We start from the raw sequence: 22,920 nt of genomic DNA, 5'->3' as shown, positions 1-22,920 counted from the left end.
TGATCTTGAGTGAGCACTGAATATGAGTCGTAAACAACTGGCGCTATTCGAACCAACACTTGTCGTTCAGGCGCTGAAAGAAGCGGTGAAAAAATTAAACCCGCAGGCGCAATGGCGCAATCCGGTGATGTTTATCGTCTGGATAGGCAGTCTGCTGACCACCGTTATTAGCATCGCGATAGCAAGCGGCGCGATGCCTGGCAATGCGCTGTTTAGCGCGGCAATTAGTGGCTGGCTGTGGATCACCGTGCTGTTCGCTAATTTCGCCGAGGCGCTGGCAGAAGGCCGCAGTAAAGCGCAGGCCAACAGTCTGAAAGGGGTCAAAAAAACCGCCTTTGCCCGCAAGCTGCGTGAGCCGAAATATGGCGCTGCGGCGGACAAAGTTCCTGCCGATCAACTACGTAAAGGCGATATCGTACTGGTAGAAGCTGGCGATATTATCCCCTGCGATGGTGAAGTCATTGAAGGCGGCGCATCAGTTGATGAAAGCGCCATCACCGGGGAATCGGCTCCGGTGATCCGTGAATCCGGCGGTGATTTTGCCTCCGTCACTGGTGGTACGCGTATTCTTTCTGACTGGCTGGTGATCGCGTGCAGCGTTAATCCCGGCGAGACGTTTTTGGATCGGATGATCGCGATGGTGGAAGGCGCACAGCGACGCAAAACGCCGAACGAGATTGCCCTGACCATCCTGCTGATTGCCCTGACCATCGTCTTTTTACTGGCAACCGCAACGCTATGGCCATTTTCTGCCTGGGGCGGTAACGCGGTCAGCGTAACGGTACTGGTGGCGCTGCTGGTCTGTCTGATCCCAACGACTATTGGCGGCTTGCTTTCAGCGATCGGCGTCGCCGGGATGAGCCGGATGCTGGGCGCGAATGTTATCGCCACCAGCGGACGTGCCGTTGAAGCGGCAGGCGACGTTGACGTTCTGCTGCTGGATAAAACCGGCACCATCACGCTAGGTAACCGTCAGGCGTCGGAGTTTATCCCCGCGCAGGGCGTAGAGGAAAAAACGCTGGCCGATGCCGCACAACTGGCTTCGCTGGCCGACGAAACGCCGGAAGGCCGCAGTATTGTGATCCTCGCCAAGCAGCGTTTTAACCTGCGCGAGCGCGATGTGCAGTCGCTTCACGCTACTTTTGTGCCGTTTACTGCGCAAAGCCGGATGAGTGGGATCAACATCGACAACCGTATGATCCGTAAAGGTTCTGTCGATGCTATTCGCCGCCATGTTGAGGCTAACGGTGGTCACTTCCCTGCCGATGTCGATCAAAAAGTTGATAACGTTGCGCGTCAGGGGGCCACGCCGCTGGTGGTGGTGGAAGGTTCCCGTGTGCTGGGCGTTATTGCACTGAAAGATATCGTCAAAGGCGGCATAAAAGAGCGTTTCGCGCAACTGCGTAAAATGGGCATTAAAACGGTGATGATTACCGGCGATAACCGTCTGACTGCCGCCGCGATTGCTGCGGAAGCGGGCGTCGATGATTTCCTCGCCGAAGCGACACCGGAGGCCAAGCTGGCATTGATTCGTCAGTATCAGGCGGAAGGCCGTTTGGTGGCGATGACCGGCGACGGCACCAACGATGCTCCGGCGCTGGCGCAGGCAGATGTCGCGGTGGCGATGAACTCCGGCACTCAGGCGGCGAAAGAAGCGGGCAATATGGTGGATCTCGACTCCAACCCGACCAAGTTGATCGAGGTGGTGCACATTGGCAAACAGATGCTGATGACCCGTGGCTCGCTCACCACCTTCAGCATCGCTAACGATGTGGCGAAATACTTCGCCATTATTCCGGCGGCGTTCGCGGCAACATATCCCCAGTTAAATGCGCTGAACATTATGCGCCTGCATTCGCCCGACTCCGCCATTCTCAGTGCGGTGATTTTCAACGCCTTGATTATCGTCTTTTTGATTCCTCTGGCGTTAAAAGGCGTGAGTTATAAACCGCTTACGGCTTCTGCCATGTTGCGCCGTAACTTATGGATTTACGGTCTGGGTGGACTACTGGTGCCGTTTATCGGTATCAAAGTGATTGATTTACTGCTGACCGTTTGCGGTCTGGTGTGAGGGTTACCATGAGTGGATTACGTCCGGCATTATCGACATTTCTCTTTCTGTTATTGATTACCGGCGGTGTTTACCCGCTGCTGACCACCGCGATTGCGCAATGGTGGTTTCCCTGGCAGGCCAACGGTTCGTTGATTCGTGAAGGTGATACGGTACGCGGCTCGGCGTTAATCGGGCAGAATTTTACCGGCAACGGCTATTTTCATGGTCGCCCGTCGGCAACGGCAGAAATGCCCTATAATCCACAGGCTTCTGGCGGGAGCAATCTGGCGGTCAGTAACCCGGAGCTGGATAAACAGATAGCTGCACGCGTTGCCGCGTTACGGGCAGCAAATCCTGATGCCAGTGCAACCGTTCCGGTTGAACTGGTGACGGCGTCGGCAAGCGGACTGGATAATAACATTACCCCGCAAGCGGCGGCCTGGCAGATCCCACGCGTCGCGAAAGCGCGTAATCTCAGCGTTGAACAACTCACGCAACTGGTCGCAAAATACAGCCAACAACCGCTGGTGAAATTTATCGGCCAGCCGGTCGTCAATATTGTCGAACTCAATCTGGCGCTGGATAAGCTTGATGAATAACGAACCCTTACGTCCCGATCCCGACCGTCTGCTGGAACAAACTGCCGCGCCGCATCGGGGGAAGCTAAAAGTTTTCTTCGGTGCCTGTGCAGGCGTCGGGAAGACCTGGGCGATGCTGGCAGAAGCACAGCGACTGCGGGCGCAAGGGCTGGATATTGTGGTTGGCGTGGTAGAAACCCACGGTCGGAAAGATACTGCCGCAATGCTGGAAGGGCTGGCTGTTCTGCCGCTAAAACGCCAGGCGTACCGTGGGCGGCACATCAGCGAGTTTGATCTCGATGCTGCCCTCGCCCGCCGTCCGGCGCTTATATTAATGGACGAACTGGCGCACAGTAATGCGCCAGGTTCCCGTCATCCCAAACGCTGGCAGGACATCGAAGAGCTGCTGGAAGCTGGCATTGATGTTTTCACTACCGTCAACGTTCAGCATCTGGAAAGTCTGAACGATGTGGTCAGCGGCGTCACCGGAATTCAGGTACGGGAAACCGTGCCTGATCCTTTTTTTGATGCTGCCGACGACGTGGTGCTGGTGGACCTGCCCCCGGACGATCTGCGTCAACGGCTGAAAGAAGGCAAAGTCTACATTGCCGGGCAGGCGGAGCGCGCCATTGAACATTTTTTCCGCAAAGGCAATCTGATCGCCCTGCGCGAACTGGCTCTGCGCCGTACTGCCGATCGCGTAGATGAACAAATGCGCGCCTGGCGGGGGCATCCTGGCGAAGAGAAAGTCTGGCACACGCGTGACGCGATCCTTTTATGCATCGGCCATAACACTGGCAGCGAAAAACTGGTTCGCGCGGCGGCGCGGCTGGCGTCAAGGCTGGGGAGCGTCTGGCACGCGGTGTATGTTGAAACCCCTGCCCTGCACCGCTTACCGGAGAAAAAACGTCGGGCAATTCTCCGCGCCTTACGTCTGGCGCAGGAGCTGGGCGCGGAGACGGCAACACTTTCTGATCCAGCGGAAGAAAAAGCCGTAGTGCGTTATGCCCGTGAACATAATCTCGGCAAGATTATTCTCGGTCGTCCGGCCTCGCGCCGCTGGTGGCGTCGGGAAACGTTTGCTGACCGACTGGCGCGCATCGCCCCCGATCTCGATCAGGTGCTGGTCGCGCTTGATGAACCACCCGCCCGCACGATTAACAACGCGCCGGATAGCCGCTCTTTTAAAGACAAGTGGCGGGTACAGATTCAGGGATGCGTGGTTGCCGCCGCGTTATGCGCCGTTATCACCTTAATTGCCATGCAGTGGCTGATGGCGTTTGATGCCGCCAACCTGGTGATGCTGTATCTGTTAGGCGTGGTAGTGGTGGCGCTATTTTATGGGCGCTGGCCTTCAGTGGTCGCCACCGTCATTAATGTAGTGAGTTTCGATCTCTTTTTTATCGCTCCACGCGGCACGCTCGCCGTCTCTGATGTGCAATATCTGCTGACCTTCACGGTGATGTTAACCGTCGGACTGGTGATCGGGAACCTTACTGCTGGCGTGCGTTATCAGGCGCGGGTAGCCCGCTACCGCGAGCAACGCACACGGCACTTATATGAAATGTCGAAAGCCCTGGCAGTAGGCCGCAGTCCGCAGGATATCGCCGCCACCAGCGAACAGTTTATTGCCTCCACGTTTCATGCCCGCAGCCAGGTATTGTTACCCGATGACAATGGAAAATTGCAGCCATTGACACATCCGCAAGGAATGACGCCGTGGGACGATGCCATCGCGCAGTGGAGTTTTGATAAAGGCCTGCCTGCGGGCGCGGGCACCGACACGTTACCCGGCGTGCCGTACCAGATTTTGCCGTTAAAAAGCGGCGAGAAAACCTACGGTCTGGTGGTGGTGGAACCGGGGAATCTGCGCCAGTTGATGATCCCGGAACAGCAGCGCCTGCTGGAGACGTTTACGCTGTTAGTTGCCAATGCCCTGGAACGCCTGACGTTGACCGCCAGCGAAGAACAGGCGCGGATGGCAAGCGAACGTGAACAGATCCGCAACGCCCTGCTGGCGGCACTTTCGCATGATTTACGCACTCCGCTTACGGTGCTGTTCGGTCAGGCTGAAATCTTAACGCTCGATCTGGCAAGCGAAGGATCGCCCCACGCCCGCCAGGCCAGCGAGATTCGCCAGCATGTGCTGAACACTACCCGACTGGTGAATAATCTACTGGATATGGCGCGAATTCAGTCCGGCGGCTTTAATTTGAAGAAAGAGTGGTTAACGCTGGAAGAAGTGGTCGGCAGCGCGCTGCAAATGCTGGAACCGGGATTATCGTCGCCCATCAACCTTTCTCTGCCAGAACCGCTGACTTTAATCCACGTTGACGGACCACTCTTTGAACGGGTGCTGATTAATCTGCTGGAGAACGCGGTGAAATACGCGGGTGCGCAGGCCGAAATTGGTATTGATGCCCACATTGAGGGCGAGAAGCTACAACTGGATGTCTGGGATAATGGCTCCGGTCTTCCGCCAGGCCAGGAGCAGACGATATTCGATAAGTTTGCGCGTGGGAATAAAGAATCGGCAGTGCCGGGTGTAGGGCTTGGGCTGGCAATTTGTCGGGCGATTGTGGATGTACACGGCGGCACCATTACCGCGTTCAACCGACCGGAAGGTGGTGCCTGTTTTCGTGTTACACTTCCCCAGCAAACTGCCCCTGAACTTGAAGAATTTCATGAGGATATGTGACAAACGTTCTGATTGTTGAAGATGAACAGGCTATTCGTCGGTTTCTGCGCACGGCGCTGGAGGGCGATGGTATGCGCGTCTTTGAGGCCGAAACGCTGCAACGCGGCTTACTGGAAGCGGCAACCCGCAAGCCGGATTTAATTATTCTCGATCTCGGTCTGCCCGACGGTGATGGGATTGAGTTTATCCGCGACCTGCGCCAGTGGAGCGCGGTGCCGGTGATTGTGCTTTCCGCACGTAGTGAAGAGAGCGACAAAATCGCCGCGCTGGATGCCGGAGCTGATGATTACCTGAGTAAACCGTTTGGCATTGGCGAGCTTCAGGCTCGTCTGCGCGTCGCTTTACGCCGCCATTCAGCCACCGCCGCGCCCGATCCGGTGGTGAAATTTTCCGATGTGACCGTCGATTTAGCGGCTCGTGTGATCCATCGCGGTGAGGAAGAGGTGCATCTCACCCCGATTGAGTTCCGCCTGCTGGCGGTGCTGCTTAATAACGCCGGGAAAGTGCTCACCCAGCGCCAGTTACTCAACCAAGTGTGGGGGCCAAATGCGGTTGAACACAGCCACTATTTGCGGATTTATATGGGGCATCTGCGGCAAAAACTGGAACAAGACCCGGCTCGGCCTCGCCATTTTATTACTGAAACCGGTATTGGGTATCGGTTTATGCTTTGAATGTTTATTCATTTTTCATGCTTTAAATTTTAACCTTAGTTCTGCTGAAATATTATTCGGCCGAACTAAGGCACCTGCAAATAAAAAACAATGAACTCACAATCTCAAAACAACAAGATAACAATCTATTCTGGGTCATTGATGCTTAATGATTAAGCGATTTAGATTTGATTATTTTTTTGATCTTCTTCACAGATCGGAGACTTTTCATGGATAGAATAATTTCACCTTCAACTGATACAGAAAAAGGTAAAGGAAAATGGAAAATAATAACCGTGCAATGCCTCATATAAGGCGAACAACTCATATTATGAAGTTTTCCCATCGCAATAGCTTTGACTTTCATTTCTTTAATGCCCGCTAGTCTTCTGACTAAAGGGCACCTCAAAATACAGGTCTCCCTGTCTTTAAGCATAACAGGTTAATACCTGTATCCCCTGGTGCTCATACATTGCTAACCCTTTTATACCCTTATTAATTCAGATCGCTACGCCGCAATCTGGATAGGTAGAGTATTGCCAGTTACCGGGCTGGTCGGGTTATTGCATCTACAAAAAGCAAACTACTGATTTATTTATCAGGGGTGATTTTTTGCTTTTTTCCGGCGTTATCAATTTCTCTTTTGAGAAATTGAGGACCTGCTATTACCTGAAATAAAGAGATGAAAAATGTCAGAATTAAAAATTGCCGTTAGTCGTTCTTGCCAGAATTACTTTTCCACTCATCGTGTATGCGTGAATATTGAAGAAAGTAATTATATTGACGTTGCTGCCATTGTTTTATCGGTCGATGATGTTGAACGTGGAAAACTCGATGAAATAGACGCTACTGGCTATGGCATTCCTGTATTTATTGCCACGGAAAATGAAGAACATGTGCCTGCAAAATACCTGTCACGTATTTCGGGTGTCTTCGAACATTGCGAAGCGCGGAAAACGTTTTATGGTCGCCAGTTAGAAACCGCAGCCAGCCATTATGAAACGCAGCTGCGCCCGCCTTTCTTCCGCGCACTGGTTGATTATGTCAATCAGGGTAACAGCGCCTTTGATTGCCCCGGTCATCAGGGCGGCGAGTTTTTCCGTCGCCATCCGGCGGGTAACCAGTTTGTAGAGTATTTTGGTGAAACTCTTTTCCGTTCCGACTTGTGCAACGCTGACGTGGCGATGGGCGATCTGTTGATTCATGAAGGTGCGCCGTGTATCGCACAACAACATGCGGCAAAAGTGTTTAATGCCGATAAAACCTACTTCGTTTTAAACGGCACCTCCTCTTCAAACAAAGTGGTATTAAACGCACTGCTGACACCGGGCGATCTGGTGCTGTTTGACCGCAATAACCATAAATCTAATCACCACGGGGCGTTGCTACAGGCTGGTGCAACACCGGTTTATCTGGAAACAGCACGCAACCCGTATGGCTTTATCGGTGGCATTGATGCGCACTGCTTCGAAGAAAATTACCTGCGCGAACTGATTGCAGAAGTCGCACCGCAGCGGGCAAAAGAGGCTCGTCCGTTCCGCCTCGCGGTTATTCAGTTAGGCACCTACGACGGCACTATTTATAACGCCCGCCAGGTGGTGGATAAAATTGGTCATCTGTGTGACTACATTCTGTTTGACTCCGCATGGGTCGGCTACGAGCAGTTTATCCCGATGATGGCTGACTGTTCGCCGCTGCTGCTGGAGCTTAATGAAAACGATCCGGGCATTCTGGTTACGCAATCAGTCCATAAACAGCAGGCAGGTTTTTCCCAGACTTCACAAATTCATAAAAAAGACCGCCATATCAAAGGGCAACCGCGTTATGTACCGCATAAACGCATGAACAATGCCTTTATGATGCATGCCTCTACCAGCCCGTTCTATCCGTTGTTCGCGGCACTGGACGTCAACGCTAAAATGCATGAAGGCGTAAGCGGTCGCAATATGTGGATGGACTGCGTGGCGAATGGCATTGATGCACGCAAACTGATCCTTGAAAACTGTCATCATATTCGTCCGTTCGTTCCTGAACTGGTGGATGGCAAGCCATGGCAGTCATACCCCACCGCTGAAATTGCCAATGACCTGCGCTTCTTCCAGTTTGTACCAGGAGAACACTGGCACTCTTTTGAAGGCTACGCAGAAAACCAATATTTTGTCGATCCGTGCAAGCTGCTACTGACTACCCCTGGCATTGATGCACGTAACGGCGAATATGAGGCATTCGGTGTTCCTGCAACCATTCTCGCTAACTTCCTGCGTGAAAATAGTGTCGTTCCAGAAAAATGCGACCTTAACTCCATTTTATTCCTGCTGACTCCGGCAGAAGATATGGCCAAACTACAACAGCTTGTCGCCCTGCTGGCACGTTTCGAAAAACTGCTGGAAGATGATGCGCCTCTGGCAGACGTACTGCCTTCCATTTACAAACAACATGAAGCCCGTTACGCCGGTTATACCCTGCGTCAGTTGTGCCAGGAAATGCACGACCTGTATGCCCGTCATAACGTGAAACAACTGCAAAAAGAGATGTTCCGTAAGGAACACTTCCCTCGCGTCAGCATGAATCCACAAGAAGCTAACTACGCCTACTTACGCGGTGAGGTGGAGCTGGTTCGTCTGCCGGATGCAGAAGGGCGTATCGCAGCCGAAGGTGCCCTGCCTTATCCTCCAGGCGTGCTGTGTGTTGTTCCGGGTGAAGTCTGGGGCGGTGCAGTTCTGCGTTACTTCATTGCCCTGGAAGAAGGCATTAACCTGCTGCCAGGTTTTGCGCCGGAATTACAGGGGGTCTACATCGAAGAACATGACGGTCGCAAACAGGTCTGGTGCTATGTCATCAAATCAAGCGAAGCACAAAGCGCCCTGCTGAAGGGAGAAAAATTATGAGTCAGGCTAAAGCGAATAAAATGGGCGTCGTGCAGTTAACCATACTGACGATGGTCAACATGATGGGTTCCGGCATCATTATGCTGCCGACCAAACTAGCCGAAGTCGGGACGATCTCGATTATCTCCTGGCTAGTGACGGCTGTAGGATCAATGGCGCTGGCCTGGGCCTTTGCAAAATGCGGTATGTATAGCCGTAAACCAGGTGGTATGGGGGGTTATGCCGAATATGCCTTCGGTAAATCCGGTAACTTCATGGCGAACTATACCTACGGTGTGTCGCTACTGATTGCCAATGTCGCCATCGCTATTTCCGCCGTTGGCTACGGTACTGAGTTGTTTGACACAACCCTTTCGCCTGTTCAGATTGGTCTTGCCACTATTGCTGTGCTGTGGGTATGTACCGTGGCTAACTTTGGTGGTGCACGCATTACCGGGCAAATCAGTAGCATTACCGTGTGGGGTGTCATTATTCCGGTAATTGGCCTGTGCATTATCGGCTGGTTCTGGTTCAGCCCGACGCTTTACGCTGACTCCTGGAATCCGCATCATGCGCCCTTCTTTAGCGCGGTTGGTTCTTCCATCGCCATGACATTGTGGGCTTTTCTCGGTCTGGAGTCTGCCTGTGCGAATGCTGAAGTGGTAGAAAACCCGGAACGTAACGTGCCAATTGCTGTTCTTGGCGGTACGTTGGGTGCGGCAGTAATTTATATCGTCTCTACTAACGTGATTGCCGGGATTGTGCCCAATATGGAGCTGGCAAATTCAACGGCACCGTTTGGTCTGGCCTTCGCGCAGATGTTCACACCGGAAGTCGGTAAAGTGATTATGGCGTTGATGGTGATGTCCTGCTGCGGTTCATTGCTCGGCTGGCAGTTCACCATTGCCCAGGTGTTTAAATCTTCTGCCGATGAAGGGTACTTCCCGAAAATTTTCTCCCGTGTAACCAAAGTAGATGCACCGGTTCAGGGAATGTTGACCATTGTGATTATCCAGAGCGGATTATCGCTGATGACCATTAGCCCGTCGCTGAACAGCCAGTTCAACGTGCTGGTTAACCTGGCCGTGGTGACCAATATCATCCCGTATATTCTGTCGATGGCAGCACTGGTAATCATCCAGAAAGCAGCGAATGTTCCGGCTGCTAAAGCGAAAGTGGCTAACTTTGTTGCCTTTATTGGTGCGATGTACAGCTTCTATGCGCTGTACTCGTCTGGGGAAGAGGCCATGCTGTATGGCTCCATCGTGACCTTCCTCGGCTGGACACTGTATGGTCTGGTATCACCCCGCTTTGAACTGAAAAATAAACACGGTTAATAAAGCGAAGTAAAAAAGGGCGATCGAATGATCGCCCTTTGGGATTATTAACAAAGTGCTCGTTGTTCATGCCGGATGCGGCGTGAACGCCTTATCCGGCCTACAAAATAGCGTAAATTCAATAGATTGCACTATCCTCGTAGGCCTGATAAGCGTAGCGCATCAGGCAGTCATAAGTAAAAAGGGCGATCTTCCGACCGCCCTTTTTCTTATTTAATATGTTTACGCGTTTTTCAGAACTTCGCTAACAATCTCGACTGCTTCTTTCTCGATCTGCTTGCGATGTTCTTCACCGAGGAAGCTTTCGCAGTAGATCTTGTATGCGTCTTCCGTGCCTGACGGACGCGCGGCGAACCAGCCGTTGTCAGTCATCACTTTCAGACCGCCAATAGAAGCACCGTTGCCCGGAGCAGCAGTCAGGCGCGCGGTAATTGGGTCACCTGCCAGGGTGCTGGCGCTCACCATTTCCGGAGACAGCTTAGACAGCGCCGCTTTTTGTGCGGAAGTCGCAGCTGCCTGCAAGCGGTTGTAGCTCGGCGCACCAAAGCGTTTCGCCAGTTCGTTGTAGTGTTCCTGCGGGTTCTTACCGGTGACTGCGGTAATTTCCGCAGCCAGCAGACACATGATGATGCCGTCTTTATCGGTTGACCACGGCGTACCGTCGAAACGCAGGAAGGAAGCCCCCGCGCTCTCTTCGCCGCCAAAGCCGAAGCTACCGTCGAACAGACCATCAACAAACCATTTGAAGCCTACCGGTACTTCTACCAGCTTGCGCCCCAAATCGTTGACCACACGGTCGATCATCGCAGAAGAAACCAGCGTTTTACCCACTGCAACATCTTTGCCCCACTGCGGACGATGCTGGAACAGGTAGTTGATTGCCACCGCCAGGTAATGGTTTGGATTCATCAAACCTGCAGGAGTGACGATGCCGTGACGGTCATAATCCGGGTCGTTAGCAAACGCCAGATCGAACTTATCACGCAGCGCCAGCAGACCCGCCATCGCACACTCAGAAGAGCAGTCCATACGGATCGCGCCGTCTTTATCGAGGTGCATAAAGCGGAAGGTTTGATCGACCTGATCGTTAACGATGGTCAGGTTGAGGTTGTAATATTCGCCAATGCGCTTCCAGTATTCGATACCGGAACCGCCCAGCGGATCAACGCCCAGCGTCAGGCCAGCTTTCTGAATCGCCGCCATATCAACGATATCCGCCAGACCTTCCACAAACGGCTGCACCAGATCCTGCTCTTTCACATGACCGGATGCCATCGCTTCGTCGAGGGAGATACGCTTCACGCCTTTCAGGCCATCGGCCAGCAGTGCGTTAGCTCTGTCTTCCACCACTTTAGTGACGTTGGTATCAGCCGGGCCACCATTTGGCGGGTTGTATTTGATACCACCATCTTCCGGCGGGTTATGGGACGGCGTAATCACGATACCATCTGCCAGCGGGCCACCTTTTTTGTTGTGAACCAGAATGGCATTGGAAACGGCAGGCGTCGGAGTGAAGCCATTGTTTTCCTGCACAATAACGTCTACACCGTTCGCTGCCAGCACTTCCAGTACGGAAATGAACGCAGGTTCGGACAGGGCGTGAGTATCTTTACCCACATAGCAAGGGCCAGTGATGCCGTTTTTCGCACGTTCTTCAGCAATTGCCTGAGCGATCGCCAGAATGTGCGGCTCGTTAAAGCTGTGGCGCGCTGCACTGCCACGGTGACCGGAAGTACCGAATTTCACCGCATGCTCCGCATTCCCTGCTTCTGGTTTCAGTACATAATATTGCGCCGTCAGTTGGGCGACGTTAATCAAATCACTCTGTTGTGCAGGTTGACCTGCACGATTGTGGATTGCCATTGCTTTGTCCTTTATCTGCAACGTTTTAGATAGTTCCGCAAACCTTCTCAATCAATTCCGCCGGGAATTGCATCGACTGCATGATGTGTTCGATCATGCTGCATTTACGGCCGGTGTTAGTGTTGGTGATCACCCAATACGGCGTGCCTGGCACATGTTTCGGCTTGGTCTGATTACCATTTTTCAGCAGCGTTTGTTCATCTGCCGCAAAGTAAACGCGCGTGCGACCATGCAACGATTCCGTTGCCTCGGCAAACGCCTGAGCGTCAAGAGAATATAGTGTAGACAACAGCAGCATAAAGCGGTTGACCGCGCGCTTCTGCTCTGCGTATTCATCGGAAAGCAGAAGTTCACGCATTGCGCGTACTTTGTCTTTAATCGTTTTGATCGGCTTCGCTTCGACGATAGCAGGCGACGCAATGCGAACCTCTTTCGTCACCGGAGCAGCAGGCTGTGATGCGGCGGAAAATTTCAACATGCGCCGTAAAATGTCGGATGCGCTCTCGCCGATATGCTTAGTGTGGCTGGCAATATAGCTGTAGAGTTCATCATCAACTTCAATCGTTTTCATCTTAATCCAGTGCGGTGTCTTAGCTGAATACAAGTCGCCAGGAGTATATGAATAAATCCCGGCAGCGGATAGCGTCAAGCCTGGCTTGCAGAAAAACTCGGATTAAACCTTATTTGTTGCAGCCCTGTGGCACAATGGTCAACATAATACCCTAACCCGACTTCGCGAAAAAAAGAACTTTGCCATGAAATTGAATATCCGCGCGCAATCTGCACAAAACCAGCATAATAATTCTCCCATCGTCCTCGTCCACGGTTTGTTTGGTAGTCTCGACAACCTCGGCGTTCTGGCGCGCGACCTGGTGAGCGACCACAATATTATCCAGGTCGATATGCGTAACCACGGACTTTCACCGCGCGATCCTGTGATGAATTATCCAGCAATGGCGCAAGATCTGCTGGATACGCTGGATGCACAACAGATCGAAAAAGCGACGTTTATCGGTCACTCTATGGGCGGTAAAGCCGTTATGGCGCTAACTGCACTAGCCCCCGATCGCATCGATAAGCTGGTGGCGATCGATATTGCGCCGGTTGATTATCACGTGCGTCGTCATGATGAGATTTTCGCCGCCATCAACGCCGTCAGCGAATCCAGCGCGCAAACACGACAGCAGGCAGCAACGGTGATGCGCCAACATCTGAATGAAGAAGGGGTGATTCAGTTTCTGCTGAAATCTTACGTTGATGGTGAATGGCGTTTTAACGTGCCAGTGTTGTGGGATCAGTATCCGCATATTGTTGGCTGGGAGAAAATCCCGGCATGGGATCACCCTGCCCTGTTTATCCCCGGCGGTAATTCACCGTATGTCACTGAACAATATCGTGATGATTTACTGGCGCAATTCCCGCAGGCACGGGCGCATGTGATTGCGGGTGCGGGTCACTGGGTACACGCCGAAAAACCTGATGCGGTACTGCGCGCCATCCGTCGCTATCTCAATGATTAACGCAACTGATTAAAAACCCAGCGTCCGCGTCGCTTTCCGCGCGTGGGCGTTGGCGTGACTCATCGCGCTGATGTATTATGGCGCGCTATCCATCCGGGCAGACGCCCGGCTGATTGTTTCCCCCGAAGTCACCAAGATCATGGCCAAAGAACAAACGGACCGTACGACATTAGATCTGTTCGCGCACGAGCGTCGACCGGGACGACCGAAAACCAATCCGCTTTCGCGCGATGAACAGCTGCGTATTAATAAACGCAACCAGCTAAAACGCGACAAAGTACGTGGTCTTAAGCGTGTCGAACTGAAGCTGAACGCGGAAGCTGTCGAGGCGCTGAATGAGCTGGCAGAGTCGCGCAATATGAGCCGTAGCGAACTGATCGAAGAGATTTTGATGCAGCAGTTGGCGGCACTGCGTAGTCAAGGCATCGTTTAAATTTCCACTTTCATGTAGCACAGTGTGCAGTCCTGCCCGTTTGCTGATTCCGCAAGACTGCCTGTTCTGCTATGATTGCCTTTATCCGTGGGCAATTTGCCACCCCCATTTCAATAAGTTTCAAGAGGTTATTTCACTCATGGCTATCACTGGCATCTTTTTCGGCAGCGACACCGGTAATACCGAAAATATCGCAAAAATGATTCAAAAACAGCTTGGTAAAGACGTTGCCGATGTCCATGACATTGCAAAAAGCAGCAAAGAAGATCTGGAAGCTTATGACATTCTGCTGCTGGGTATCCCAACCTGGTATTACGGCGAAGCGCAGTGTGACTGGGACGACTTCTTCCCGACTCTCGAAGAGATTGATTTCAATGGTAAACTGGTTGCCCTGTTTGGCTGTGGCGACCAGGAAGATTACGCCGAATATTTCTGTGATGCATTAGGCACTATCCGTGACATCATCGAACCGCGCGGCGCGACTATCGTGGGTCACTGGCCAACTGCGGGCTACCATTTCGAAGCATCAAAAGGTCTGGCAGATGACGATCACTTTGTCGGCCTGGCTATTGACGAAGACCGTCAGCCGGAACTGACCGCTGAACGCGTGGAAAAATGGGTTAAGCAAATTTCTGAAGAGCTGCATCTCGACGAAATTATCAACGCCTGATGTGATGCGGTGTAGGCTAATGTCTACGCCGTATTAATAGATAATGCCAATCAAAATAATTGCTACAAATTTGTAACTTTTGCCGTAGTACCTGTACAATGTTCCAGTATTGAAGTGGCCTTGCCGATGTAAATGTAAGCTAAGCCACGTTTTTATTAACAATATTTGCCAGGGACTTGTAGTTTTCATTTAGGCGTGGCAATTCTATAATGATACGCATTATCTCAAGAGCAAATTCTGTCACTTCTCCTAATGAAGTGAACCGCTTAGTAACAGGACAGATTCCGCATGACTGATAACAATACCGCCCTAAAGAAAGCTGGCCTGAAAGTAACGCTTCCTCGTTTAAAAATCCTGGAAGTTCTTCAGGAGCCGGACAACCATCACGTCAGTGCGGAAGATTTATACAAACGTCTGATCGATATGGGTGAAGAAATTGGTCTGGCTACGGTATATCGCGTACTGAACCAGTTTGACGATGCCGGTATCGTCACCCGCCACAATTTTGAAGGCGGTAAATCCGTATTTGAACTGACCCAGCAACATCATCACGATCACCTGATCTGCCTCGACTGCGGCAAGGTTATTGAATTTAGTGATGAATCTATCGAAGCGCGTCAGCGTGAAATCGCCGCGAAACATGGTATTCGCCTGACTAACCATAGTCTCTATCTTTACGGTCACTGCGCCGAAGGCGATTGCCGCGAAGATGAGCACGCGCACGAAGGCAAATAAGTCAGCCTGAACGAGAAAAGCCAACCTGCGGGTTGGCTTTTTTATACCAGGGAAATAAGAACAAGCGAGAGTTACAGCCCTCGCTTTTTTTGTTTTTACTGCGTAGCGTTATTACTGCGAATTTCCTGCCAGACTTTATCGCAATCGGCTTTCACTGCCTGGTCGTTACCGGTTTGCGTTGCGCGCAGACACTGCTGATAATCCAGTACCCGCACACTTTCCTGGTCGGCAAACTGCTGATGTTGTTTCTCTTTCTTCAGCACGTTTAACACGCTCTGGCAGGCCTCAATTTTTTCCGGCGAGCCTTGTGCTGTGTTGATGCAGGCGCTGTAAGCTTCTTTCAGACGACTGTCTTCCTGTGGCGCGGTTGATTGCGCACAAGCCACCAGCCCCGATGCCATCATGGCGATGAGAATCAGTTTTTTCATAGCAAATTCCTCAAACGCGCGGCAGGCGAAATACCTGCCGCGTCGGGCATCAGAAGATAGTGAACGGCGCGATAACCATGAATTTCACGTCACGCTCATCCTGGAAGATGTTGCCGTAACCGCCACCCCAGCTTGGGATGTCGGAGTGGTTGTCGTATTCGGTGAAATGCAGTTTGAACATCGTGCCCTTGGCGCGACCGTCCTGAATGGTGTAGACCGCATCCAGACTGTAAGCAGACTCTTCGATAGTCCGGTTTTTGTCGTAGTACGCATCCGGATTGCTCTGCCATGTCGCTGGTTTGGCATCCCATGCATAAACGTAGGAAGCGCCGATGGCGAAGCCGGGAAGATTCCAGTTTTTCAGGTCATACATCGCACCGAAGAAGACCGCTTTTTCGCCGTTGGCGTTAAAGTCAGAGCGGTTATCCCACCAGATATCCAGGCGACCGTTCGAGGAAGCGTAGGTTGGGGTCATACGTTGCAGGAAGTATCCCTGCTGACCATCGGCTTTAACCCAGGTGCCTTCGAGGCGCAAATCCACTACGTCAGCCGCCCGGTAGCCAAAGGTCAACGCCTGCAGCCAGGCGGTGCCGTCATAAAGATCGTTGACGCTGCGATCGTCAACTTTGTCGCGCGTACCGTAGAACTGGTAGCTGGTGGTTAACGGGCTACCGGCGATATCAAATTTATAGCTGGCTTTGGCAAAATATTGATCGATATACCCTTCCGCCTGACCAAACGCCGCTTCCAGTACGAAGTTATTTTTGAAGTCGTACTTCGCCCCGAGGGAGTGCAGATAATCAACTTTGGTGGTTTTATCGTTCTGATAAAACTCATCCATTTCCAGATGCCACGGCGCTTTGTATTCGTTGGTCCACATGTAGGAGAAACTCAACGCACCGGCATCGCCGTAATCAAAATTCGCCCCGGCTTCCGCACCCTGATAAGTACCCGGCATAAAGCTCCAGTGCGGCGCTAACAGCGTCTGACCGGTTGGCTGAATATAACCAGCCCTCGCCCACGCCGGACCGTATTTAAATTTAGCCGCTGCTTTATACAGGCTTATACCGCTTTTATCGCCGGACCAGTCTTCGTCATAGGCTTTATTACTTTTTGAAAACGCGATTTCGTTCGGGTGAGAGCTGTCGCCGTTTTCTGCCATTTCAATCGCCGTAAATGCGGCAATATCAAGGCCGAACATATCAGCAGCATAACCAGACTGAAAATCGAGGTTGGCGTTCCAGGTGGAGTGAGAAAGGTTGGTTTTGTATTTGTCACCGTCGGTAACATCTTTACGGTCGCGTTCACGCTGCCAGTAATAGATACCGCCGGTTAAGGTTGAATCGTCGATGAATCCTTCGGCGCGAGCCTCCGGCATTGCCATAAAGCCCGACATTGCTGTAACACCGGCGATAGCCAGCGCCAGCGTACTACGTTTGCCACTAAACGCACGCATGGGTTAATCCTCTTTGACGTATAAATTGCTGCACCACAGGTGAACAGCGAAAAAAATAAAAATTAAAAAAGTAGCGTTGAGAAAAGTCTCGCTGACTACAGGAACAGACTATTTTTCGCGACGCGAATTATCAATCTCTTTCTGTAACGAGAATGTAAGAACATGAGCAACCGCACATATTTTGATGATTTTTGTTACAGGATTTAAGTTTGCAGCAGAAGAGTTTGTAGAAGAAAAAATATGTGGCTTTCCAGTAGGATGAAAGCGGTTACATTTTATTTAATTATGATTTGTGTTTTTAAATTTATTTTACGGATAAATTGCGAAGCGGAATTAATTCGCGATGATAAGCAGAAAAAACGCCGCAGAGCGCGGCTTTGGGATTTTTGTATGTTTCATGCCGGATGTGGCGTAAACGCCTTATCCGACCTACAAAAGCACGCAAATTCAATATATTGTAGAGATCTCGTAGGCCTGATAAGCGTAGCGCATCAGGCAATTTAGCGTTTGATACTGTTTGTGTGTTTCTTGCCGGATGCGGCATTTACGCCGCATCCGGCATGGTGAAACTTAGAATTACTCGCCAACCTTTGCCCAGGTATCACGCAGCCCAACGGTGCGGTTAAATACCGGTTTTTCCGCCGTAGAATGGCGGCTGTCGAGGCAGAAGTAACCTTCACGCTCAAACTGGAACGCTTTACCCGCTACCGCGTCTTTCAGAGACGGTTCAGCAAAGCCCTGTTTGATGACCAGTGATTCAGGGTTAATCACCGACAGGAAATCATCCGCAGCGCCTGGATTCGGCACGCTGAACAGGCGATCGTACAGGCGGATTTCAACCGGCAGCGCATGTGCCGCGCTTACCCAGTGAATAACGCCTTTCACTTTACGACCATCAGCCGGATCTTTGCTTAAAGTGTCGGCATCGTAAGTACAGAAGATGGTGGTGATATTGCCTTCGGCATCTTTCTCCACGCGTTCTGCTTTAATCACGTAAGCATTACGCAGACGCACTTCTTTACCCAGCACCAGACGCTTGTACTGCTTGTTAGCTTCTTCGCGGAAATCGGCGCGATCGATCCAAATCTCACCGCTAAACGGCACCTGACGGCTACCCATTTCCGGTTTGTTCGGATGGTTCGGCATAGTGACCATTTCGCCTTCGCCCTGATAGTTTTCGATAACCAGTTTCACCGGATCGATAACCGCCATTGCGCGCGGCGCGTTTTCGTTGAGATCTTCACGAATACAGGATTCCAGAGATGCCATCTCAATGGTGTTGTCCTGCTTGGTCACGCCGATGCGTTTGCAGAACTCACGAATAGAAGCCGCAGTGTAACCACGACGACGCAGACCTGAAATAGTCGGCATACGCGGATCGTCCCAGCCTTCTACGTGCTTGTCGGTCACCAACTGGTTCAGCTTACGCTTGGACATCACGGTGTATTCCAGATTCAGGCGCGAGAATTCGTACTGGCGCGGATGAACAGGAATGGTGATGTTGTCCAGAACCCAGTCATACAGACGACGGTTGTCCTGGAACTCCAGCGTACACAGAGAGTGCGTAATGCCTTCCAGCGCATCGCTGATGCAGTGGGTGAAGTCGTACATCGGGTAGATGCACCACTTGTTGCCGGTCTGGTGGTGTTCAGCAAATTTAATGCGGTACAGCACCGGATCGCGCATCACGATAAACGGCGAAGCCATGTCGATTTTCGCACGCAGGCAGGCTTTACCTTCTTCAAAACCGCCGGTACGCATTTTTTCGAACAGCGCCAGGTTCTCTTCAACGCTGCGGTCGCGGTACGGACTGTTTTTACCCGGCTGCGTCAGGGTGCCACGGTATTCGCGGATCTGTTCCGGCGTCAGTTCATCGACATACGCCAGGCCTTTATTGATCAATTCGATCGCATAGGCATGGAGCTGATCAAAATAGTCGGAGGAGTAACGAACGTTACCAGACCAGTGAAAACCTAACCATTCAACGTCGTTTTTGATCGACTCTACGTACTCGATATCTTCTTTTACCGGGTTAGTGTCGTCGAAACGCAGGTTGCACTGGCCTTTATAGTCCTGAGCGATCCCGAAGTTCAGGCAGATAGATTTCGCATGACCAATATGCAGATAGCCATTTGGTTCTGGCGGGAAACGGGTGTGTACTGTGGTGTGCTTGCCACTGGCCAGATCTTCATCAATGATCTGACGAATAAAGTTAGTCGGGCGGGCTTCTGCCTCACTCATCGTGGATTCCTCAAAGCGTAAACAACGTATAACGGCGTATGATCTTATAAGCGGGACAGGCTGACAACTGTTAGTTAGAGAAAATAGAAAATCTCACTGAGATTATGGGGATGATTGATGAAAAAAAAAGCGGCGAAGATGATATCCGCCGCTTTTGCCACTCCTGTGTCATTGTTGGATGCGACGCTGGTGCGTCTTATCCAACCTACACTGAGCTTTTGTAGGCCTGATAAGACGCGTCAAGCGTCGCATCAGGCATGAAACAGATTACTTTTTGATTTCATACAGCGGCGTTTGACCCGCCACAACATGACCCTGGGCTTTAATGATCAGACCGCTGAAATCGTCGATATTGCTGCAAACCACCGGGCTAATCATCGAACGAGCGTTAGCATTCAGGTAATCCAGATCCATTTCCAGAATCGGTTGCCCTGCACTTACCTGCGCCCCCTCTTCCACCAAACGCTTAAAGCCTTTACCTTCCAGCGCCACGGTGTCGATACCCATGTGGACGACGATCTCCGCGCCTTTTTCGGTTTCAAGGCAGAATGCGTGGTTGGTGTTGAAGATTTTTACGATAGTCCCTGCGGCTGGTGATACAACGATTTTATCCGTCGGTTTCACCGCCACACCGTCGCCCACCGCTTTGCTGGCGAACGCTTCGTCTGGCACCTGATCCAGTGCGACAACATCACCAGTAATCGGCGATACCAGCTCAGCGATAGACACTGCATTTGGTACAGCCTGTGGTTTTGCTGCCGGCGCGGCAGTTGCCGGAGCCGCTTCAGCAGAAGCAGCAGCTACCGGGCCACGAGCAACGACTTTCTTCATCGCATCACCGATAGATTCCGCTTTCGCACCAACAATCACCTGGATGGTCTGTTTGTTCAGTTTCACCACCCCAGAAGCACCCAGACGTTTACACATCGCATCGTTGACGCGGGCTGAGTCACCCACCGTCAGGCGCAGACGGGTAATACAGGCGTCAATCGCTTTCAGGTTGTCGCTACCGCCAACCGCAGCAATATAGTTGGTCGCCAGTTGAGTCAGACCTTCTTCAGTGTTGCTGTTGGCTTCTTCAGTAACAATTTCGTCTTCTTTATCTTCACGGCCTGGCGTTTTCAGGTTGAACATGCGGATAACTGCACTGAATACCACAAAGTAGATAACGAAGAAGATAACGCCCATCACCAGCAGCATCCAGACGTTCTGGCTGGCTGCCGGCAGGTTATACATCAACGCATAGTCGATGGCGCCCGCAGAGAAAGAGAAGCCCGCGTGAATACCCAGCAGCGTCGCCACAAACAGGCTGATACCGGTCAGCAGTGCGTGCAGGAGGTACAGCAACGGCGCAAGGAACATGAACAGGAATTCCAGCGGCTCGGTAACACCAGTCAGGAACGCGGTGATAGCAACGGAAAGCAGCATCCCGCCAACCATCGGACGACGCTCTTTCGGTGCTGCGAAGTACATCGCCAGTGCCGCACCCGGCAGACCAAACATCATGATCGGGAAGAAGCCGGACATGAACATCCCCGCAGTGCCGTCACCGGCATAGAAGCGGTTGATGTCGCCGTGGAAAACCGTCCCTGCCGCGTTGGTAAATTCACCAATCTGGAACCAGGCAATGGTGTTCAGCACCTGATGCAGACCAGTTGGGATCAGCAGACGGTTGATGAAACCAAAGATACCGGAACCCAGCGCGCCCGCAGAAACGATCCATTCACCACCAGCATGAATAGCGTGCTGCACCGGTGGCCAGACATAACCAAAAATAGCCGCCAATACCAGGCAGAAGAAGCCAGTGGCAATCGGCACAAAACGTTTACCACCGAAGAAGCTCAGGAAGTCCGGCAGTTTAATATCGGACCAACGGTTATAGGCTGCACCACCGACCAGGCCGGTAATGATACCCGCCAGTACACCCATATTGATTTCCGGGTTGATGGTCACCATCGCTTTGGTTAACACAAAGTAACCTACCGCACCCGCCAGCGCCGCCGCACCTGCGCTGTCTTTGGACCAGCTGGATGCCACGCCGATGGCGAAGATTAATGCGAGGTTATCAAAAATCGCGCCGCCCGCCTGGGCAATAAACGCAACGTTAAGTAAATCTGGCTGACCGAATCGCAGCAACAGCGCCGCCACCGGCAGTACTGCGATAGGGAGCTGTAACGCCCTACCGAGTCGCTGGAAAAACCCTAAAATATTCATCTTATTCCCCCTACGAGAACCCTATTTGGCTCGTTTAAAGCCGTTTTTTATTTTGCTGCAAACTGTACTGCCGATGTTCTGTAATCATATTGTTAGATCATCTGCTATAGAGTGTGTAAAAAATTAATTCGTACCGCAAATTAAACGCGTGTCTTTTGTGAGTTTTGTCACCAAATATCGTTATCATCACTCCCTTTTACTGGCTAAACCAGAAAACTTATTTTATCATTCAAAAAATCAGGTCGGATTAACGCCTGTCTGCGCAAATCCAGGTTACGCTTAAAGATGCCTAATCCGCCAACGGCTTACATTTTACTTATTGAGGTGAATAATGAGACTGATCCCCCTGACTACCGCTGAACAAGTCGGCAAATGGGCTGCTCGCCATATCGTTAATCGTATCAACGCGTTCAAACCGACTGCCGATCGTCCGTTCGTGCTCGGTCTGCCGACCGGCGGCACACCAATGACCACCTATAAAGCGTTAGTCGAAATGCATAAAGCAGGCCAGGTCAGCTTTAAGCACGTTGTCACCTTCAACATGGATGAATATGTCGGTCTGCCAAAAGAGCATCCGGAAAGCTACTACAGCTTTATGCACCGTAACTTCTTCGATCACGTTGATATTCCAGCAGAAAATATCAACCTTCTCAACGGTAACGCCCCGGATATCGACGCCGAGTGCCGCCAGTATGAAGAAAAAATCCGCTCTTACGGTAAAATTCATCTGTTTATGGGCGGCGTAGGTAACGACGGTCACATCGCATTTAACGAACCAGCCTCCTCCCTGGCTTCTCGCACCCGTATCAAAACCCTGACTCATGACACTCGCGTTGCTAACTCTCGTTTCTTTGATAACGATGTCAATCAGGTGCCAAAATATGCTCTGACTGTCGGTGTTGGTACATTGCTGGATGCCGAAGAAGTGATGATTCTGGTTCTGGGTAGCCAGAAAGCACTGGCGCTGCAAGCCGCAGTTGAAGGTTGCGTTAACCATATGTGGACCATCAGCTGTCTGCAACTGCATCCGAAAGCGATCATGGTGTGCGATGAACCTTCCACCATGGAGCTGAAAGTTAAGACTTTAAGATATTTCAATGAATTAGAAGCAGAAAATATCAAAGGTCTGTAATTGTTATCCCTGCCCTGACACCTTGCTCAGGGCAATATTATT

Annotated in this window: 20 protein-coding genes; 14 read left to right on the top strand and 6 right to left on the bottom strand. The window is 51.6% G+C overall.

Annotated elements, in window-relative coordinates; all coding sequences use genetic code 11:
* Window positions 1-22 precede the first annotated feature (22 nt).
* The 8 genes from kdpB (at window position 23) to potE (ending at window position 10,186) form a co-directional block, all read left to right on the top strand.
* Entirely contained in the window at window positions 23-2,071 is a 2,049-nt protein-coding gene (gene kdpB, locus RGV86_RS19475; RefSeq protein ID WP_085460519.1) for a potassium-transporting ATPase subunit KdpB, read from the top strand.
* A gap of 8 nt (window positions 2,072-2,079) precedes the next feature.
* Entirely contained in the window at window positions 2,080-2,652 is a 573-nt protein-coding gene (gene kdpC, locus RGV86_RS19470) for a K(+)-transporting ATPase subunit C (protein WP_085460518.1), read from the top strand.
* Window positions 2,645-5,329 carry a two-component system sensor histidine kinase KdpD gene (gene kdpD / locus RGV86_RS19465; protein ID WP_085460517.1) on the top strand — a complete coding sequence of 895 codons (2,685 nt, stop codon included), beginning with the start codon at window positions 2,645-2,647 and terminating at the stop codon, window positions 5,327-5,329. The genes kdpC and kdpD overlap by 8 nt, the downstream gene beginning before the upstream one ends.
* Window positions 5,326-6,003 (top strand): two-component system response regulator KdpE, encoded by a 678-nt coding sequence (gene kdpE, locus RGV86_RS19460; RefSeq protein ID WP_000186069.1) that lies wholly within the window; start codon window positions 5,326-5,328, stop codon window positions 6,001-6,003. Before kdpD ends, kdpE begins: the two co-directional genes overlap by 4 nt.
* Window positions 6,004-6,170: 167 nt before the next feature.
* Window positions 6,171-6,296: a TonB-dependent receptor gene (locus RGV86_RS19455; protein WP_071987928.1), complete on the top strand. Its 126-nt coding sequence runs from the start codon at window positions 6,171-6,173 to the stop codon at window positions 6,294-6,296.
* Window positions 6,263-6,367 carry a leader peptide SpeFL gene (gene speFL, locus RGV86_RS19450; protein ID WP_107164369.1) on the top strand — a complete coding sequence of 35 codons (105 nt, stop codon included), beginning with the start codon at window positions 6,263-6,265 and terminating at the stop codon, window positions 6,365-6,367. The genes RGV86_RS19455 and speFL overlap by 34 nt, the downstream gene beginning before the upstream one ends.
* Before the next feature lie 304 nt (window positions 6,368-6,671).
* Window positions 6,672-8,870 carry an ornithine decarboxylase SpeF gene (speF, locus tag RGV86_RS19445; RefSeq protein WP_085460759.1) on the top strand — a complete coding sequence of 733 codons (2,199 nt, stop codon included), beginning with the start codon at window positions 6,672-6,674 and terminating at the stop codon, window positions 8,868-8,870.
* Window positions 8,867-10,186 (top strand): putrescine-ornithine antiporter, encoded by a 1,320-nt coding sequence (potE, locus tag RGV86_RS19440; RefSeq protein ID WP_000075809.1) that lies wholly within the window; start codon window positions 8,867-8,869, stop codon window positions 10,184-10,186. The genes speF and potE overlap by 4 nt, the downstream gene beginning before the upstream one ends.
* A gap of 222 nt (window positions 10,187-10,408) precedes the next feature.
* On the opposite strand, the gene pgm is transcribed toward potE, so the two are convergent.
* Together pgm and seqA are read right to left on the bottom strand one after the other, a co-directional pair.
* Window positions 10,409-12,049 (bottom strand): phosphoglucomutase (alpha-D-glucose-1,6-bisphosphate-dependent), encoded by a 1,641-nt coding sequence (pgm, locus tag RGV86_RS19430; protein ID WP_001297249.1) that lies wholly within the window; start codon window positions 12,047-12,049, stop codon window positions 10,409-10,411.
* A gap of 25 nt (window positions 12,050-12,074) precedes the next feature.
* The gene (gene seqA, locus RGV86_RS19425) at window positions 12,075-12,620 is read right to left on the bottom strand and encodes a replication initiation negative regulator SeqA (RefSeq protein WP_001515978.1); all 546 of its coding nucleotides are present in this window, start codon (window positions 12,618-12,620) and stop codon (window positions 12,075-12,077) included.
* A gap of 184 nt (window positions 12,621-12,804) precedes the next feature.
* Between seqA and ybfF the strand changes: the two genes are divergently transcribed.
* The 5 genes from ybfF (at window position 12,805) to fur (ending at window position 15,407) form a co-directional block, all read left to right on the top strand.
* Entirely contained in the window at window positions 12,805-13,569 is a 765-nt protein-coding gene (gene ybfF, locus RGV86_RS19420; protein ID WP_000773260.1) for an esterase, read from the top strand.
* Between the two features lie 139 nt (window positions 13,570-13,708).
* Complete coding sequence (gene ybfE / locus RGV86_RS19415; protein ID WP_024165168.1) at window positions 13,709-14,002, top strand: LexA regulated protein; 294 nt, start codon at window positions 13,709-13,711, stop codon at window positions 14,000-14,002.
* A gap of 139 nt (window positions 14,003-14,141) precedes the next feature.
* Complete coding sequence (gene fldA, locus RGV86_RS19410) at window positions 14,142-14,672, top strand: flavodoxin FldA (RefSeq protein WP_010346538.1); 531 nt, start codon at window positions 14,142-14,144, stop codon at window positions 14,670-14,672.
* Between the two features lie 209 nt (window positions 14,673-14,881).
* Window positions 14,882-14,968, top strand: coding sequence for a fur leader peptide (gene uof / locus RGV86_RS19405; protein ID WP_001695552.1), 87 nt, complete (start codon window positions 14,882-14,884; stop codon window positions 14,966-14,968).
* On the top strand, window positions 14,961-15,407 hold the full coding sequence (gene fur / locus RGV86_RS19400; protein ID WP_000131706.1) for a ferric iron uptake transcriptional regulator: 447 nt from the start codon (window positions 14,961-14,963) through the stop codon (window positions 15,405-15,407). Before uof ends, fur begins: the two co-directional genes overlap by 8 nt.
* A 95-nt stretch (window positions 15,408-15,502) precedes the next feature.
* On the opposite strand, the gene RGV86_RS19395 is transcribed toward fur, so the two are convergent.
* From RGV86_RS19395 to nagE, 4 genes are all read right to left on the bottom strand, one after another.
* Complete coding sequence (locus RGV86_RS19395) at window positions 15,503-15,835, bottom strand: ChiQ/YbfN family lipoprotein (RefSeq protein ID WP_000733591.1); 333 nt, start codon at window positions 15,833-15,835, stop codon at window positions 15,503-15,505.
* A 49-nt stretch (window positions 15,836-15,884) separates the two neighbouring features.
* The gene (gene chiP, locus RGV86_RS19390; RefSeq protein WP_001201188.1) at window positions 15,885-17,291 is read right to left on the bottom strand and encodes a chitoporin ChiP; all 1,407 of its coding nucleotides are present in this window, start codon (window positions 17,289-17,291) and stop codon (window positions 15,885-15,887) included.
* 576 nt (window positions 17,292-17,867) lie between these two features.
* Window positions 17,868-19,532, bottom strand: a complete 1,665-nt coding sequence (gene glnS / locus RGV86_RS19385; RefSeq protein WP_001287167.1) for a glutamine--tRNA ligase — start codon at window positions 19,530-19,532, stop codon at window positions 17,868-17,870.
* Between the two features lie 267 nt (window positions 19,533-19,799).
* A complete protein-coding gene (nagE, locus tag RGV86_RS19380; protein ID WP_085460516.1) occupies window positions 19,800-21,746 on the bottom strand; it encodes a PTS N-acetyl glucosamine transporter subunit IIABC in 1,947 nt (648 codons plus the stop codon).
* A gap of 331 nt (window positions 21,747-22,077) precedes the next feature.
* On the opposite strand from nagE, the gene nagB reads away from it, so the two are divergent.
* Window positions 22,078-22,878 (top strand): glucosamine-6-phosphate deaminase, encoded by an 801-nt coding sequence (gene nagB, locus RGV86_RS19375; protein ID WP_001237072.1) that lies wholly within the window; start codon window positions 22,078-22,080, stop codon window positions 22,876-22,878.
* Window positions 22,879-22,920 lie beyond the last annotated feature (42 nt).

The sequence above is a fragment of the Escherichia ruysiae genome (genome assembly GCF_031323975.1).
GTDB classification, from domain to species: domain Bacteria; phylum Pseudomonadota; class Gammaproteobacteria; order Enterobacterales; family Enterobacteriaceae; genus Escherichia; species Escherichia ruysiae.
The sequence above is the reverse complement of the archived record's forward strand: the minus strand, read 5'-3'. Positions and strand labels throughout refer to the sequence as shown.

Excerpts from the sequence above, each read along its gene's own strand:
- kdpB (WP_085460519.1), top strand. The coding sequence starts at position 23 with ATGAGTCGTAAACAACTGGCGCTATTCGAACCAACACTTGTCGTTCAG.
- kdpC (WP_085460518.1), top strand. The coding sequence starts at position 2,080 with ATGAGTGGATTACGTCCGGCATTATCGACATTTCTCTTTCTGTTATTG.
- kdpD (WP_085460517.1), top strand. The coding sequence starts at position 2,645 with ATGAATAACGAACCCTTACGTCCCGATCCCGACCGTCTGCTGGAACAA.
- speFL (WP_107164369.1), top strand. The coding sequence starts at position 6,263 with ATGGAAAATAATAACCGTGCAATGCCTCATATAAGGCGAACAACTCAT.
- speF (WP_085460759.1), top strand. The coding sequence starts at position 6,672 with ATGTCAGAATTAAAAATTGCCGTTAGTCGTTCTTGCCAGAATTACTTT.
- potE (WP_000075809.1), top strand. The coding sequence starts at position 8,867 with ATGAGTCAGGCTAAAGCGAATAAAATGGGCGTCGTGCAGTTAACCATA.
- pgm (WP_001297249.1), bottom strand. The coding sequence starts at position 12,049 with ATGGCAATCCACAATCGTGCAGGTCAACCTGCACAACAGAGTGATTTG.
- seqA (WP_001515978.1), bottom strand. The coding sequence starts at position 12,620 with ATGAAAACGATTGAAGTTGATGATGAACTCTACAGCTATATTGCCAGC.
- ybfF (WP_000773260.1), top strand. The coding sequence starts at position 12,805 with ATGAAATTGAATATCCGCGCGCAATCTGCACAAAACCAGCATAATAAT.
- ybfE (WP_024165168.1), top strand. The coding sequence starts at position 13,709 with ATGGCCAAAGAACAAACGGACCGTACGACATTAGATCTGTTCGCGCAC.
- fldA (WP_010346538.1), top strand. The coding sequence starts at position 14,142 with ATGGCTATCACTGGCATCTTTTTCGGCAGCGACACCGGTAATACCGAA.
- uof (WP_001695552.1), top strand. The coding sequence starts at position 14,882 with ATGATACGCATTATCTCAAGAGCAAATTCTGTCACTTCTCCTAATGAA.
- fur (WP_000131706.1), top strand. The coding sequence starts at position 14,961 with ATGACTGATAACAATACCGCCCTAAAGAAAGCTGGCCTGAAAGTAACG.
- RGV86_RS19395 (WP_000733591.1), bottom strand. The coding sequence starts at position 15,835 with ATGAAAAAACTGATTCTCATCGCCATGATGGCATCGGGGCTGGTGGCT.
- chiP (WP_001201188.1), bottom strand. The coding sequence starts at position 17,291 with ATGCGTGCGTTTAGTGGCAAACGTAGTACGCTGGCGCTGGCTATCGCC.
- glnS (WP_001287167.1), bottom strand. The coding sequence starts at position 19,532 with ATGAGTGAGGCAGAAGCCCGCCCGACTAACTTTATTCGTCAGATCATT.
- nagE (WP_085460516.1), bottom strand. The coding sequence starts at position 21,746 with ATGAATATTTTAGGGTTTTTCCAGCGACTCGGTAGGGCGTTACAGCTC.
- nagB (WP_001237072.1), top strand. The coding sequence starts at position 22,078 with ATGAGACTGATCCCCCTGACTACCGCTGAACAAGTCGGCAAATGGGCT.